This is a genomic window from Nostoc piscinale CENA21, assembly GCF_001298445.1.
Classification (GTDB): domain Bacteria; phylum Cyanobacteriota; class Cyanobacteriia; order Cyanobacteriales; family Nostocaceae; genus Nostoc_B; species Nostoc_B piscinale_A.
The window spans coordinates 7,004,449-7,018,503 of record NZ_CP012036.1 but is presented as its reverse complement, the minus strand read 5'-3'; the positions used below and the strand labels follow the sequence as shown (position 1 = coordinate 7,018,503).

At 39.7% G+C, this 14,055-nt stretch carries 9 protein-coding genes and 2 pseudogenes; 4 read left to right on the top strand and 7 right to left on the bottom strand.

Annotated elements, in window-relative coordinates; genetic code table 11:
• Positions 1-169: 169 nt before the first annotated feature.
• On the bottom strand, positions 170-1,006 hold the full coding sequence (locus tag ACX27_RS30195) for a carbohydrate ABC transporter permease (RefSeq protein WP_062297958.1): 837 nt from the start codon (positions 1,004-1,006) through the stop codon (positions 170-172).
• Between the two features lie 84 nt (positions 1,007-1,090).
• Positions 1,091-1,988: pseudogene (locus ACX27_RS30190) on the bottom strand (carbohydrate ABC transporter permease).
• A gap of 159 nt (positions 1,989-2,147) precedes the next feature.
• Here ACX27_RS30190 and ACX27_RS30185 point away from each other — a divergent pair.
• Positions 2,148-4,586, top strand: coding sequence for an ATP-binding protein (locus tag ACX27_RS30185; RefSeq protein ID WP_062297956.1), 2,439 nt, complete (start codon positions 2,148-2,150; stop codon positions 4,584-4,586).
• A 165-nt stretch (positions 4,587-4,751) separates the two neighbouring features.
• Here the strand turns inward: ACX27_RS30185 and ACX27_RS30180 are convergent, their stop codons facing one another.
• On the bottom strand, positions 4,752-5,999 hold the full coding sequence (locus ACX27_RS30180) for an ABC transporter substrate-binding protein (protein ID WP_062297955.1): 1,248 nt from the start codon (positions 5,997-5,999) through the stop codon (positions 4,752-4,754).
• Positions 6,000-6,188: 189 nt separating this feature from the next.
• On the opposite strand from ACX27_RS30180, the gene ACX27_RS30175 reads away from it, so the two are divergent.
• Positions 6,189-7,577: an MFS transporter gene (locus ACX27_RS30175; protein ID WP_062297953.1), complete on the top strand. Its 1,389-nt coding sequence runs from the start codon at positions 6,189-6,191 to the stop codon at positions 7,575-7,577.
• Between the two features lie 71 nt (positions 7,578-7,648).
• Here ACX27_RS30175 and accD read toward each other — a convergent pair whose 3' ends face one another.
• Positions 7,649-8,599 (bottom strand): acetyl-CoA carboxylase, carboxyltransferase subunit beta, encoded by a 951-nt coding sequence (gene accD / locus ACX27_RS30170; RefSeq protein ID WP_062297951.1) that lies wholly within the window; start codon positions 8,597-8,599, stop codon positions 7,649-7,651.
• A gap of 637 nt (positions 8,600-9,236) precedes the next feature.
• On the opposite strand from accD, the pseudogene ACX27_RS30165 reads away from it, so the two are divergent.
• Both ACX27_RS30165 and ACX27_RS30160 read left to right on the top strand, forming a co-directional pair.
• Positions 9,237-9,562, top strand: a pseudogene (locus ACX27_RS30165) (DUF433 domain-containing protein).
• 300 nt (positions 9,563-9,862) lie between these two features.
• On the top strand, positions 9,863-10,321 hold the full coding sequence (locus tag ACX27_RS30160; protein ID WP_083468878.1) for an endonuclease domain-containing protein: 459 nt from the start codon (positions 9,863-9,865) through the stop codon (positions 10,319-10,321).
• 285 nt (positions 10,322-10,606) lie between these two features.
• Here ACX27_RS30160 and ACX27_RS30155 read toward each other — a convergent pair whose 3' ends face one another.
• From ACX27_RS30155 to ACX27_RS30145, 3 genes are all read right to left on the bottom strand, one after another.
• Positions 10,607-12,571: a caspase, EACC1-associated type gene (locus ACX27_RS30155; RefSeq protein ID WP_062297949.1), complete on the bottom strand. Its 1,965-nt coding sequence runs from the start codon at positions 12,569-12,571 to the stop codon at positions 10,607-10,609.
• Positions 12,564-12,968, bottom strand: coding sequence for a hypothetical protein (locus ACX27_RS30150; RefSeq protein WP_015116058.1), 405 nt, complete (start codon positions 12,966-12,968; stop codon positions 12,564-12,566). The genes ACX27_RS30155 and ACX27_RS30150 overlap by 8 nt, the downstream gene beginning before the upstream one ends.
• A gap of 222 nt (positions 12,969-13,190) precedes the next feature.
• Complete coding sequence (locus ACX27_RS30145; protein ID WP_062297948.1) at positions 13,191-14,009, bottom strand: prepilin peptidase; 819 nt, start codon at positions 14,007-14,009, stop codon at positions 13,191-13,193.
• Positions 14,010-14,055: the final 46 nt, after the last annotated feature.

The window sequence follows — 14,055 nt, the reverse complement described above, 5'->3', positions numbered from 1 at the left end:
AATGTTTGTTAACTGACAAATAGAGATTGAGTCGCTGTAATACCAATATCACGTTAGGAGTGCAATTTGTTGCCCAAAATTTGGATGAGGGGTGAGGATGTTTGGGAGATAGGGGAGAGAAGGGAGACACGGTAGACAAGGGGGAAGCAGTAATGGCTATTGACTCAGATTATCCTTTCCCGCCTGTAAAGGTGGCGCTTTGAATAAAATAACGGTTGAAGAAAGCATATATACCTAACGCTGGCAGGGTAAAGACCATCGAAGCTGCCATGATGTAGTTCCAGTAGCTAATGTATAAACCTTTAAATGTGTTTAAGCCTAAAGGTAAGGTAAACATTTCGGGGTCAAATAAGATAACTACAGGTAGCAAGAAATTATTCCAACTACCCATAAAGACAAAAACGGCTTGGGCTGCTAGTGCTGGTTTAGCTAAAGGTAAGACAATATATCTAAAAATTCCCCAGGTATTTAAGCCATCTAATTGCGCGGCTTCTTCTAGTTCCCTGGGAAAGTTAACAAAAAATTGCCGCATCATAAAGATAAAAGTGGCGTTAACCATTCCCGGTACAATCATGCCTTGATAAGAATTTAACCAACCAATCGCCTTTAATATCAAAAAAGTGGGAATCAAGGTAATTTGTGCTGGTACTGCCAACACTGCCAAAATCAAGAAGAACCAGAAGTTTTTCCCAACAAAGCGCAGTCTAGCTAAGGCATAACCAGCCATTGAGTTAAATATTAGGTTTAATAGTGTGACGCTGACAGCAATCAATACACTGTTGAACAACCAACGCCAAAATAAAGGTTCTTGTAAAAATATTTGCTTGTAATTATCTAAAGTAAAGTTTTTCGGGATGAAGTTACTGCCACCGTTGACTATTTCTGATAGCGGCTTAAATGATGCCGACAATGCCCACAAAAAGGGGACTATAGTAATAACTGCATAAAGCGTCAGCACCCCGTATAACAGTATTTTGACCCAAGGAAAGCGAAAATCTTTAGACATATAAAGATTAGGAAATTTTAAAAGTATGAATGCGGAAATATTAATCTTTTAACCTCCTGCCTCCTGCCTTCTGCCTTCTGCCTCCTATCCAAATAAACGCCGCTGAATGATAGTCATGCTGATGATGACTAATGCTAGTAAAAATGCGATCGCAGCAGCATAACCCATCTGTAAATTACGAAATACAGCTTGGTAAATCAATAACACTAAAGTCAGAGTCGCGTTATTCGGCCCGCCAGTCCCACCAGAGAAAATATATGATTGGTCAAATAACTGAAAAGTCCCAATTATACCGATAGCCACAACAAAAAAGGTAACAGGCTGGAGTATAGGAATAGTGATATAGATAAACTGCTGCCAACCATTTGCCCCATCTAGTTCTGCTGCTTCGTATAATTTTTGTGGGATATCTTGCAACGCCGCCAAATAAATCACCATATAAAACGGCGCTGTTGACCAAATATTCATAATCATGATGCCTTTGAGTGCCACATTTGGATCACCCAACCAGTTATAAGTAGGTAAACCCAACAAAGCTAAAGCATCATTCAGTAGCCCATCCGTGTTATAAATCCACATAAAAATCAGTGTTAGCACGGCCGAAGAAGTCACTGTGGGTAAAAAATAAAGGATGCGCCACCAATTTTTTTCCCCGAATGCCAGAATTGAGAGTTACCGCCAGAACTAAAGCCAAAATAGTTTGCGACGGTACGACAATAGCCACGTATTCTGCGGTATTTTTCAACGCTATCCAGACTCGTTCATCTTCGACTAAGCGACTGAAATTGCGAAAGCCGATGAACTCATATTCAATTCCGCCGAGAAGCTGTACTTTGTGTAACGACAGAAAGACAGCGTAGAGAATGGGTAACACAACAAAAGTACCCAAAACCAAAAGCGTAGGTGCAAGGAAAAGATATCCAGCCAAATTTTCCGTCAGATTCCACCCAGCATTTTGCTGTCGCCTGCTAACTTGCCGCACAATTTCACCTCCGCTTAGTTATGTACAACCTTGTTGTAGCGATGGCTGGTACATGATTATTTATGGTAGCGTTTGATGAAATATGTTCAGAAATGATGGCGAAAGTTACTGTATATCCCATTTTGGGAACAATATATTTGGTGATTGTCAGGAGACAGAATGTCATATACAGCCTACTTAAACTCGATTAAAAACGAACTGCAAAGAACGGGTAAAACCAAAAAAAGCTTACGAGTTAAAACCATCATGGAACAGTTTGGCTATCAACGCAGAAGTCAAGCATTTATTGATGATTTTAATGCTACTCTTGAGAATTTAGGATTATATGCCGAGCCAGGTTTTGATTTATATATCCCTTTAGATACCAAAATAGATATTGCCCTTAAAGGTGTAGAACTTACTGATGAAATCTTCAATTCAGCAGCAATTTCGCAAAAGCTGAAAGAAACAATTCAAGTCAAACATGATTTCTTTTATTATTTATTTGACTTTGGATCTGAGCAAGAATATGAACGCTTTCAAGCTTGTTTAGATTCTAATCAACCAATGGGGATTTTTCTAATTCCTCAAGATGTCGATTTCTTTTCTGATATTGTTGTCAAAATTTTCAATTATGAACTGATTAGAAAGTTTCAATATCAAGGTTCATCTGAAGTTGCCAGTTCTTCAGTGCGCCAGTTTACGACTAGTATTATTGACTCCGATGATGATTGTGAAAACGAGAAAGAAAACTCGATTAAAGGCGCTAATATATTTCACTTTTATCGTTCAACCATGACAAGTGTTCTCTTAGGTGGCACTGGCTTAGAATTACTAGATTCGGAAAAATTTGATGAGCAGTTTGAATCTATATCTTTATCGTTAAACAAATATAACTCTACACAATCATTTATTTTATTTCACTGTCCATCAGTATTAGAAATTCAAGCACAACAAAAAGAAGATAGTTTAGGGCATTTAGTCGATACAGTTGCGAGTAAAATTCCCTTTACTTTTACCCTCAGATGTAAATATTCTCATGAAACTGCTATTGAACAAAAAGAAGAGATTTTAGCTCATTTCCGGTTATTATTAGAACTGCCTTATTATCAAACAGATGAAGATGATGTATCTCTCCTTAATTATTTCTTAGAACTGCAAAAAGCTCAAATTCAGACTGAATCACAGTTGTTACTCAAGATGAAGCCTGAACATCTTTATCATCTAAAGTGGCAACAGGAAAGCACTGAATACATCTATTTGAAATATTTTGCTATCAAAACATTAGAAAGTCTTGGATATGAATTATCGCACATTGGCTGTGAAATTGAATTAACTTCTCAAGATGAAGATAATAGCGATGATGATGAAGACGAATATCAAGAATATCAAACTGAAAAAGTAGAAGTATATATTAAAAATAAAATTGTTGTAGAAATAGAAACTCTCAAATATAACGAATTTTCTGACAATAATCTCTTTTTTGATATGATTAAGAGAATATTGCGGAAATCTCAGGTATGGCCAAACAATTTAGAAAGTGTTTGGTTAGTAGTACCTGGATTTGAAATTGCTCGCAATTACTATCAACTCAAAAAAACCAAAGAGATTTTAGAGTATAAACTATCAGAATACTATGGTGCTAACTTTAAAACTATAGTGATGACACCAGATTATGAAAAACATCAATTAGTCCCTGTGGCGTTTGACACCATTGATTATCCAACTTTTGAATATAAAGTTAAAAGACAAGCCACAAGACAAATCACCCCAGTTACCAAACAAGTCAAGCTTGACTTTAGCCAAGTCAAAGGTCTAAATGAAGAAAAAGAGAAATTAAATAAACTGCTCAAGTTACAATCTAAAGGGCATAAAGGAGCAATTGGTGGAATTTTGTTTTATGGATTACCAGGTTGTGGGAAAACATTACTAGCCAATGCTTTTGCTAATGAATCTAGTCGCTATTTCTTTAAATTTTCTCCGGCTGATATTATTAGTGTATGGATAGGTCAAAGCCAGAAAAACATTCGTGATATTTTTGTCCAAGCTAAGAAAAAAGCGCCTTCTGTATTATTCATCGATGAATTAGATAGTATTGGTTTCAATCGTAATGATGAAAACTCCCATACTGACCAAAGAGCAACTATCAATCAATTATTGATTGAACTAAATAATGTTAAAAATAGCGATGTCATTGTGATTGCTGCTACTAATTATTTAAATGGTATTGATAGTGCTTTAAAACGTTCTGGTAGATTGGATTGGAAAATTCCCATTTTTCCACCAAATCAAGCAGAGCGAGTCGAAATATTTAAGCATTATCTATCACAACTGAATGTAGAGCAATCAGTTAATTATGAGATGTTAGCAGAAAAAAGCATCCGATTTACTTCATCTGATATTGAGTTAGTTTGTCGAGAAGTCAACAATGCTATTTTGTTGGAAGAAATCAGTTCATATTTGACAACTTCAGATGTGATTACTTTTATTCATAATCTTCAAGATGGGGGTTTAAGTTTGACTCAAGAACAGGTGAAAGAATTTTTGGAAGAATGTAAGCGATTGAGTGTCAAAAATCCTAAGTTGGAAACCTTGAGATTAGAATGGGAAATTGATTAAGTATCAAATTATGGGAAAGTATGTTATGCAGATAATCGACTTCTTGAAGAAGTCGGGTATCTTATAGACTCAGAACTTACATAAAAGTATGAAGAAACGAACCGCAAAGGACGCATAGACACGAAGTTGTAAGAGTTTTAGAGAGTTCTTGCGTAAGTCCTAAGACTATTCCATCAGTTTAATTTGCTGATTAGCTGCGGTTTGCGCCTTTAACATTGCTTGCTGTAATGATTGTTGTCCCAATAAAGCACTGACAAACTGATTATCAAAATTATTCATAATTGCTGCGGGATATTTACCAATTTGCCAAGGTGTTGCATAATTCACCCCTGCAACCAATGGTTTTCTGAGAATATCTTTGTCGTAGCCTAAATTTTGTGCTACCGATTTTCTGGTTGGTAGCGCAAATCCTGTTGCTGTCCATTTTTGCATTCCCGCTTTACCAGTCAGGTAAGAAATTAACTCCCAAGCGGCCGCTTTATGCTGAGATTGCTTGTTCATGACATAAGCGACAGTAAATACCATTGTGCCTTTTTGATTGTTAATGGTGGGTAATTCTGCTGTGGCAAATTCTAGTTGAGGAAAGGTTTCTTGCAGATAAGGAATTGCCCAGTTACCTTCAATCACCATCGCTACTTTACCCTGTCCAAACATTTCGCTACCTGAGTTTGTTCCAACATCAGATTTTTGGGCAGATGATTTATCTTTTTGATACTGGTCGATAACTAATTGTAACCCTTGTAAGCTCTGTTCACTGGCAAAAGTAGCGTAACCGCTCTCATCAATAACTTGTCCATCAAAGGCTTTAATTTTATATGCTTGACGAGCTAACTCAGGCAATTCACCAAAACCATATTTGTTGAGCTTGCTTGTTAATTTTTGGGAATAAGAACGCAGTTCTGACCAAGTAGTTGGAGGAGTATTTAAACCTACTACAGTAAAAGATTTTGTGTTATAAAAAAGAGCTAATGTAGAATAGTCTTTAGGAAGCCCATAAATATGGTTTTGATATTTAAAACTATTTAACAGGGTAACTTCAAAGTCTTCTATATTAAATGCTGGTTGAATATAATTATCTAAAGGTTCCAAAACATTTTGACTCATCAAAAAAGGTGCTTCCAGTGCATCAAGATAAAATACATCAGGAGCCGCGTCTCCAATCAAACGGGTTTTGATAACATCCATATATTGGTCGGAGATTACTTCGTATTTAACCTTGATGTTGGGATGCTGGGCTTCAAAGTCTTGTAGGACTTGTCTTAATAGCTTTTGCTCAACTTGGGAACCAGCCCAGCCACTCAGTTTAACGGTGACTAAGTTGGTTGTTGCTAGTGGTAGCCTGTGATAACCAATAAAAGCGATCGCGATCGCTATAACTACACCCAAAAATTTCCACAAATTGATTCTTTTCACAGATGGATGACAGTAGTTTTCACTTCACTTATATCGTCTGTAGCTCAAGACAGATGTTTAATAAATTTGAATTTTTGTTGAGAATAAGCAAGATAAAATAACTGAAAATTATAACCAAACTTAATGAGGAAGTTTCTATTCCTCAATATGTCACTGACACTTCGCTGAGGTGCGTTACAAACAATAACTATGGATTCTGTTCAGATTGAAACTGCTGCTTCTCTGACTCTGGAAACTCTGGAAATACCCCAGATTGTCACACCGCCAACCACACTGGTTCCTACTCCCAAACCGATTTTCCGTATTCCCAAGGATGCTATTCGGACTAGTTTACGCGCCTCTACGGTGGATGCTGTTTTAGCAACGGTTTTTGGAATCACTACAGGCGGTATTTTACTTAGCAATTTCCTTGTGGAACTAGATGCTAGTCCGGTGGTGTTTGGATTGTTATCTTCTATACCCATGCTGGTGAATCTAATTCAGCCTTTGGGTGCTTATTTATCAGAACGTACTACTAGCCGTTTTCGCTATGCGCTGGGGATATACGGAACATCTCGATTATTGTGGTTAATTTTAGCGATCGCTATTGCTATTTTTAGTTGGGGCGGTATCAGTTCTCAACATTTAGTTGTGATGACACTGTTGATTGTTTTAGCCACTCATCTTTTAGGCGGTTTGGGTTGTGCATCTTGGATGAGTTGGTTAGCGATGCTTGTTCCCCGCAGATTGCGCGGTAGGTATTTCGGGATTCGCAACAGTGCAATCAGCTTAACTAATTTAATTTGTATGCCTTTGGCTGGTTTAATTGTCTCCCATTGGTATGGTGGAAATATTCAAGGCTATGGAGTAGTACTATTAATTGGGGTTGTTTTTGGCATTATCAGCATTGGCTGTCAATATTTCAAGGTAGATATCAATCCTCAATTACAGAATTCTTTAGCTTCTACCTCTACAAACAACACAACAGATGAATTGGTTCCTTTACCTGCTGTTAGTATTTGGAAAAATTATAATTTTTTAATATTGCTGATTTATATCAGTTTATGGATGTTTGCTGTTCATTTGAGCGCACCTTTCTTTAACCTTTATATGTTAGATACTTTGAATATAGATGTTAGCTGGGTGACGCTTTACGGCAGTTTGCAAGCAGGTGCAAATTTATTAATGATGATTTGGTGGGGCAAATTAGCAGACAGGGTAGGAAATTTGCCCATCTTAATTTTTGTAGGAATTTTGGTAGGACTGACACCAATTTTGTGGTTGGGAATTGATGCCAGTCAACTTGATATTTGGCTGTGGTTGCCACTTTTACATATTTTGGCTGGTGTAACTTGGGCAGCCATTGACTTGTGTAATAACAACTTGCAATTAGCGATCGCACCCATGAAAAATCAGTCAATTTATTTTGCGATCGCGGCGGCTGTTGCTGGGGCTAGTGGTGCTTTAGGCACAACCATCGGCAGTTTTATCGCCCAATTTGCCGTTTGGGGTGGTTTACTTGGCTTATTCGCCCTCTCTGGCTTGTTGCGCCTAGCCGCACTTGTACCACTGTTTTTTGTGCAAGAACCAGGAAAGTAAGAAGGCAAAAGGCAAAAGTTAAAAGGCAAAATCAATCTATTTTTTACCTTTTTACTTTTACCTTTTTACTTTTACTCAACTGCTGTAGAACTCAACGTCATCGACTCCCACAGCATCATCGAAGGGGCTGTTGTAACTGGTTGGTGTAAAGCAATTAGCTGTGCTAAGGTTTTCTTTAACTGAGTACGAGGCACAATCTCGTCTACAAAGCCATGCTTGAGTAAATCTTCCGCAGATTGAAAATCTTCTGGTAATTTTTCGCGGAGGGTTTGTTCAATCACACGCCGACCAGCGAAACCGATTGTAGATTTGGGTTCTGCCAAAATAATGTCGCCTAACATGGCAAAACTAGCGGTTACGCCGCCTGTGGTCGGGTTAGTTAATACGGGAATGTACAATAATCTAGCTTCACGATGGCGGTCTAAAGCTGCGGAGATTTTCGCCATCTGCATAAGGGAAAGCATACCTTCCTGCATTCTCGCACCGCCAGAGGTGCAGACAATAACTACAGGGTAACGTCGTCCGGTGGCTTGTTCAATTAAGCGGGTGATTTTTTCCCCAACCACGGAACCCATACTGCCACCCATAAACCGGAAATCCATCACGCCCAAGGCTACAGGCATTCCGTCGATTTGTCCCAAACCGGTTTTGACTGCATCTACAAGACCGAGTTTGGTTTCCATTTCCCGGAGGCGATCGCTATAAGGTTTGCGATCGCGGAATTGTAAGGGGTCGGTCGGGCGCAAATGCTCATTTATCGGTTGCCAAGTATTGTTATCTATCAATTGGCGGATGCGTTCATCGCTGTCTACCCGATTATGATGTCCACATTCGACGCAGACCATTTGATTAGCTCTCAAATCTTTTGTATAGGTTAAAACACCACACTGAGAACATTTATGCCATAGCCCGTCAGCAATTTCCCGTTCTTGCCGTTCCAGGTTGGTAGAGCCTGATTTTCTTCGATTTGCAAACCAATCAAACAGAGACTTTAAACCGCGTGATTCTTCGTTGTTTGCCATTTTTATCTTATTCAAGTGGGTATGGGTCGAAAAGTCATTTGTCCTTTGTCATTAGTCATTTGTCAAAACAAGTGCTTAATGACTACGTAGCCAAAATTACGCTTATAAGCAATTCAGACCTTATTTTGCATCTTTGGTTGCCAGCTTAACGAAAATGCTTATACCAATACAAGTCTCTCGCGGATATGAATTTGTAAATGTATTAGTCAAGTCAAGTCCATTGGAACACCAACTCCCGAAAAAAGATGCTGTTACCCAACCCTAGCGGCAATCTACTGTTTTCATATTTTGTAAATAATTTTGCTAGTTTCTGAGCAGTTAGCATCTGTGGCTTTAGTCTTGCCAACGGGTCGCTTTCGTTAAGAGGGTAATACAAGTCACAGTGTTGATAATATTATCAAAAGGTGAAGCGGCAATGGGGTAATGACCGTTACAGTCATTAATAATCGTCAGTGCTTGTCTTAAACAGGACACAAAAAGCTTGGAAGCAGTCTTAATTATATATCTTATCAGGCGATCGCTTGCACGGCGCAGAATATTCAACTTGCGATCGCCCAGCTTTTATGGCCAAGAATCGCTGAAATTTGTTCGATGTTACGATCAGTCAATAATATCAACATCTTATTTTTAGCGAACTATGCAGCTTGAAGACTACTTTAACTTTCTTGCGCCTGATGATATTAGACTCCTGGGTACAAGAGTAGGAATTGAAACAATCTTATTTGACTACCTTTTCCGTGCTAAAACTCCCGAAGAGATTGCTAAAACCTATACTTCACTTACTTTAGAGCAGGTTTATGCTACTATATTCTCTACTACTTACACAATCAACAAGCTGTAGATGCTTATTTGAAAGATTGGCTAGAGTGGGGCGATCGCATGAGGGAAGAACAAAGCCGCAACCCTAATCCAGTTGTTGACAGGCTACGTAAATTAAAGACTGAAAAAATGGCTATGCAATGACAGGATGGAATTTCTAGTAATATTTGTAGGTTGGGTGGAGCGATAGCGGAACCCAACTCTTTATCTAATAAACTCATGTTGGATTTGGTGCCTCAACCCAAACCATGTTGATGGATTTTATAACTAATTACTATGTAAATTTAAATTTCTGTAGTTGAAGAATTTTGATTTTTCATATCATTTGTTGGGTTCCACTTCGTTTCACCCAACCTACAAGAGATTGCCACTGTGGTAACTTGATTTTGGGAATGTGATCGCACGGGGAATAATAGATGAAATATTCATAAGCCAACAGCGCAAATGACCCAATATCAAAACTCCAAGCCAAAGCCTCTCAAAAACTCTAATTCCCCCTCCTCGCCTGCGGGGAGGGGGTTAGGGGGTGGGGTTCCGGGTCAAGTTTGGCAAACCACACCTCAACTTTGGGAAAAACTTAAAATCTTGGCGCGACAAATGCGGTGTGAACCAACTCCAGCAGAAAAGCGACTTTGGGAGAAATTGAGACACAAGCAACTGTTGGGGTTCAAGTTTCGCCGCCAGCAAACAATTGACCGTTTTATCGTCGATTTTTACTGTAGTGAAGCGCAGTTAGTGGTAGAAGTGGATGGCGAAATTCACGATTACACCCAAGTAGAAGATGCGATACGTCAAGAGTTTTTGGAGAGTTTAGGGTTACAGGTTGTGCGATTTAGAAATGAGGATGTGATGGAGAGGATAGAGGGGGTGTTAGAGGATATTGCGGCTTGTTTGCAGAGATGAACCCCACCCCCAACCCCCTCCCCGCAGGCGAGGAGGGGGCTAATTGTTATGTGGTTTTTGATGGTGTTGCTATATGTGAATTTAAATTTTTGTAGTTGAGAAATTTTTGATTTTTTTATATCATTTGTTGGGTTCAACTTCGTTTCACCCAACCTACGAGAGATTGCTGTATTATGGGTAAATCACTCATCAAGATACAACAAATCTAAAAAAATTTATCGCGCTTCGCGCGGGAGAAGGGTAAAGAAAAAAGTGTAAAGGGCAAAAGGGTAAGAGAGTAAAGTGCTAAGAATCCCTGCCCCGCACAACAACAACCCGAAAACCCACGTTGTTGAACCTGCGGTCACGCACATTCCTGAGGCGATTCGCCGAACGGCAAATCCTGGGATTGCTGCACCACGAACCACCACGCAGCAGACGATATTGATTATCATTATCAATCAGCCATGCACTGCCATCAGTCGGCGCATTATTATATTTTTCGTGCCACTCATCTTGACACCATTCCCATACATTACCATACATATCGAATAAACCAAAGGGGTTAGCAGGAAATTTCCCGATATCGGTTGTTTGTTCTCGATATTCACCCTTGGGAGCAGAACCATAAGTAGAACGCCCGTCGTAATTTGCTAACTCAGTCGTAATGGTTCCGCCAAAGTAAAACGGCGTAGTCGTTCCCGCCCGACAAGCATATTCCCACTCCGCCTCACTGGGTAAGCGATATATCTTACAAGTCTTTTTCGACAATCGAGCGCAAAACTCGACCGCCTCATTCCAAGAAACTTGTTCTACAGGGCGGTTAGCACCTTTAAAATGGGATGGATCGGGATTTAGATCAATATTTACCTTATCAAGCGCCGCGACAACTTGCCATTGAGCTTGGGTGACAGGAAATTTCCCCATAAAGAAGGGTTGAACAGTGACATTATGCTGAGGACTTTCATCGTCACTCCGTCCTTCCTCATTCTCTGGCGAACCCATGAGGAATGTACCGCCAGGAATTGACACCATTTCTAAAACTACGCCATTACCCAAGTCTTCGGTAAAAAACTCGGCGCGTCCCTGGCTGCGGTTGATGATTTGTCCTTTAGCATCCACCTTTACTATCTCAAACTCAAATTGATTAGGTTGATTTGGTTGGGTTTCAGGTGGTTCTTCCACAAACACAGGCGGTTTTTGTTGTCCAATAATGCGTTTTTCTATCGGTGCGACATCTTCATCCCGCAAACCTAAATGTTGCTGATAATCTCTGAGGTCGTTAAGAGTTCTTTCACTCAATTTAGGATCATCTGCAATTGTCTCAATCAGCGTTGTTTCATACTCTTCTAATTTACGCTGATATTCCAGATATGGTTGTTTAACTTCCGCTTCAATTGCATCAGCAATATCAGCATCAAGTTGCAACTGAAGCCGTAATGAGTTTAACAGCCGACGAGCAGGAATAGAAAACTTACCGCGATAGATGCGGCCTTCTACTTCCTTGCGATACTTCAATTTAGGGTCATCTTTAGGCGACTTCGCCAGAAAAATTCTATAACCTTCTTTAACAGGATAAAATTCTGGGGTCATTGCGGGTGATGCTTCTTGCACTTTGCTTTTCGTATATTTGTGCAATTCATCCACTGCAATTAAACCATCGCCATCTAAATCTGCTGTACCTTTTTCTATGCCTTTTACCAGATAATGAGTGTAAATCGACAAGTCTAAACCATCAGATGCAAACGCATATTGTGTAGAAGAGGAAGCTGTGAGAATTGCTCTACCCTCACCGCCTAATTTTTGTTCTAGGTCAATACTATCAATGTCTTTTGCTGTCAAACCTTTGGCAAAAGCACCACTAAAGCAGCAGTCTAAAATTACTACCTGTCGCTTAGATTTACTTTGGTTCATCCAGCTATGTACACTTGTTCCAGCTACGGCTGTGGTAGGGACTAATTTGTTTTGATTTTTTCTGGTGATGGAAGTTGAGAAGTAAAAATCACCGCTTTCAACTGTTACTCCATGTCCAGAAAAGTAAAACAGCAGCAAGTCATCCTTGTCACGATGGGCATACAAGTTATAAATAGCATCTTCCATCTCTTGCCGTTGGGGATTTTGCAGCACTGTGACATTCTCTGGTGCAAAATCACCCATTTCTGGGTTTACCAGAACTCGCCGCATCGCCTCAACATCATTCACAGCATTGGGTAGTGGTGTTAGTCCCGGTTCATATTCGCTAATCCCAATTAACAGTGCTACCTTAGCCATTATTGCTGTCTTGTCTATTTTTGGCGTTGTTCAATAAAGTTTCGGTTTTTTCGAGGATGAAAATCAAATCTTCTTTGCTACTAGCTTTCGCCTTGAATTTTTCCCCGTAAGCTTCTACTTCAATTTCAAAGGTTTTGTTAGACAAACGCCCTAAAAAATCAAACACAGGCTTAATTAAAGCAGGGTTCACCAGTGCTTTAAATGTCCCCAAAGAAAAACCACCCAACGCCTTAGAGCCTTGTGGTACTTCTGTAACTGCAACTAAATCTGCGTCTTCTACCCCATCCACATCGCGCAACTGGGGGAGTAAATTTTGTACTTGGGCTTGCAATTCTTCATCATCCAAGCCCAATTCCGTCAGGGAAACTGTCACCTGAACATCAGATTTAGTTACCATATAAATCGCTTAAATATAATGTAGAGTCTGTTTAAACGATTGTATCGGTTAATCTGGGTGTTTTGAGTAAATCAGGACTTACGTACAAAGATTTTCTATGGAGACTGGGTGAAAGGGTGTAAGGGTGTAGGGTGTAAGGATTTTGAATACCTACACCCTGGTTACTGAGCGTAGTCGAAGTACACCCCTATACCCCTTCACCCTTACCCTAATATTATTTAGCTAGGACGGAAAGGCAAATTTCAAATAAGCCGATAAAATGGCAGGCCCGGTAAAGACAGTGATGATTGCGCCTAGTGCTAAAAAAGGGCCGAAGGGGATTTTTACTCCGGTTTTTTTAGGCGATCGCACCAATACTAATCCACCTATCAATACTCCCACGGCGCAGGCAATTAAACTAGCCAATAGCAAATAACGCCAACCCAGCCAAGCACCCATCATAGCTGCAAGTTTGGCATCTCCCGCACCCATCGCCGTTTTACCAAGAACTATTGAACCACCAAAGGCAATACCATCAAATAGCCATAAACCCACAACAGCACCAACTATCCCCATCATCAGGTGTCTAACTATACTGACACTGCTGATTTCGGAATTCATACCGCTAATTATTTGAAATCCCAAGCCTAACACTAAACCTGATTGTGTTAAGGCATTGGGGAGAGTCATGGTATCTAAGTCAATTAAGGCTAATGCCAACAGCCAACTACAAAAAGCCCAATATCCTAACGTAGCGATGGAAACTTGAAATACTAAAAAAATGACGACAAAAATTATTCCCGTTATTGCTTCTACTACGGGATAACGAACAGCTATTTTACTTTTGCAATAACGGCATTTTCCGCGTAACCACAACCATCCCAGCACGGGTACATTGTCATAAGCTTTTAGCTGGTTTAAGCAATGGGGGCAACGGGAAGGCGGCCAAAGAATCGATAACCCCGCAGGTATTCGATAAACGACAACGTTAATGAAGCTACCTATAGATGCACCCAAGGCGAAAACAACAATAATCGCCGGAACGGCCATTAAAAAGTCCATATAGTCATTTGTTATTTGTCCTTTGTCATTTGTACTTTGTCAAATG

Excerpts from the sequence above, each read along its gene's own strand:
- ACX27_RS30155 (WP_062297949.1), bottom strand. The coding sequence starts at position 12,571 with ATGGCTAAGGTAGCACTGTTAATTGGGATTAGCGAATATGAACCGGGA.
- ACX27_RS30185 (WP_062297956.1), top strand. The coding sequence starts at position 2,148 with ATGTCATATACAGCCTACTTAAACTCGATTAAAAACGAACTGCAAAGA.
- accD (WP_062297951.1), bottom strand. The coding sequence starts at position 8,599 with ATGGCAAACAACGAAGAATCACGCGGTTTAAAGTCTCTGTTTGATTGG.
- ACX27_RS30175 (WP_062297953.1), top strand. The coding sequence starts at position 6,189 with ATGGATTCTGTTCAGATTGAAACTGCTGCTTCTCTGACTCTGGAAACT.
- ACX27_RS30145 (WP_062297948.1), bottom strand. The coding sequence starts at position 14,009 with ATGGACTTTTTAATGGCCGTTCCGGCGATTATTGTTGTTTTCGCCTTG.
- ACX27_RS30195 (WP_062297958.1), bottom strand. The coding sequence starts at position 1,006 with ATGTCTAAAGATTTTCGCTTTCCTTGGGTCAAAATACTGTTATACGGG.
- ACX27_RS30150 (WP_015116058.1), bottom strand. The coding sequence starts at position 12,968 with ATGGTAACTAAATCTGATGTTCAGGTGACAGTTTCCCTGACGGAATTG.
- ACX27_RS30160 (WP_083468878.1), top strand. The coding sequence starts at position 9,863 with ATGACCCAATATCAAAACTCCAAGCCAAAGCCTCTCAAAAACTCTAAT.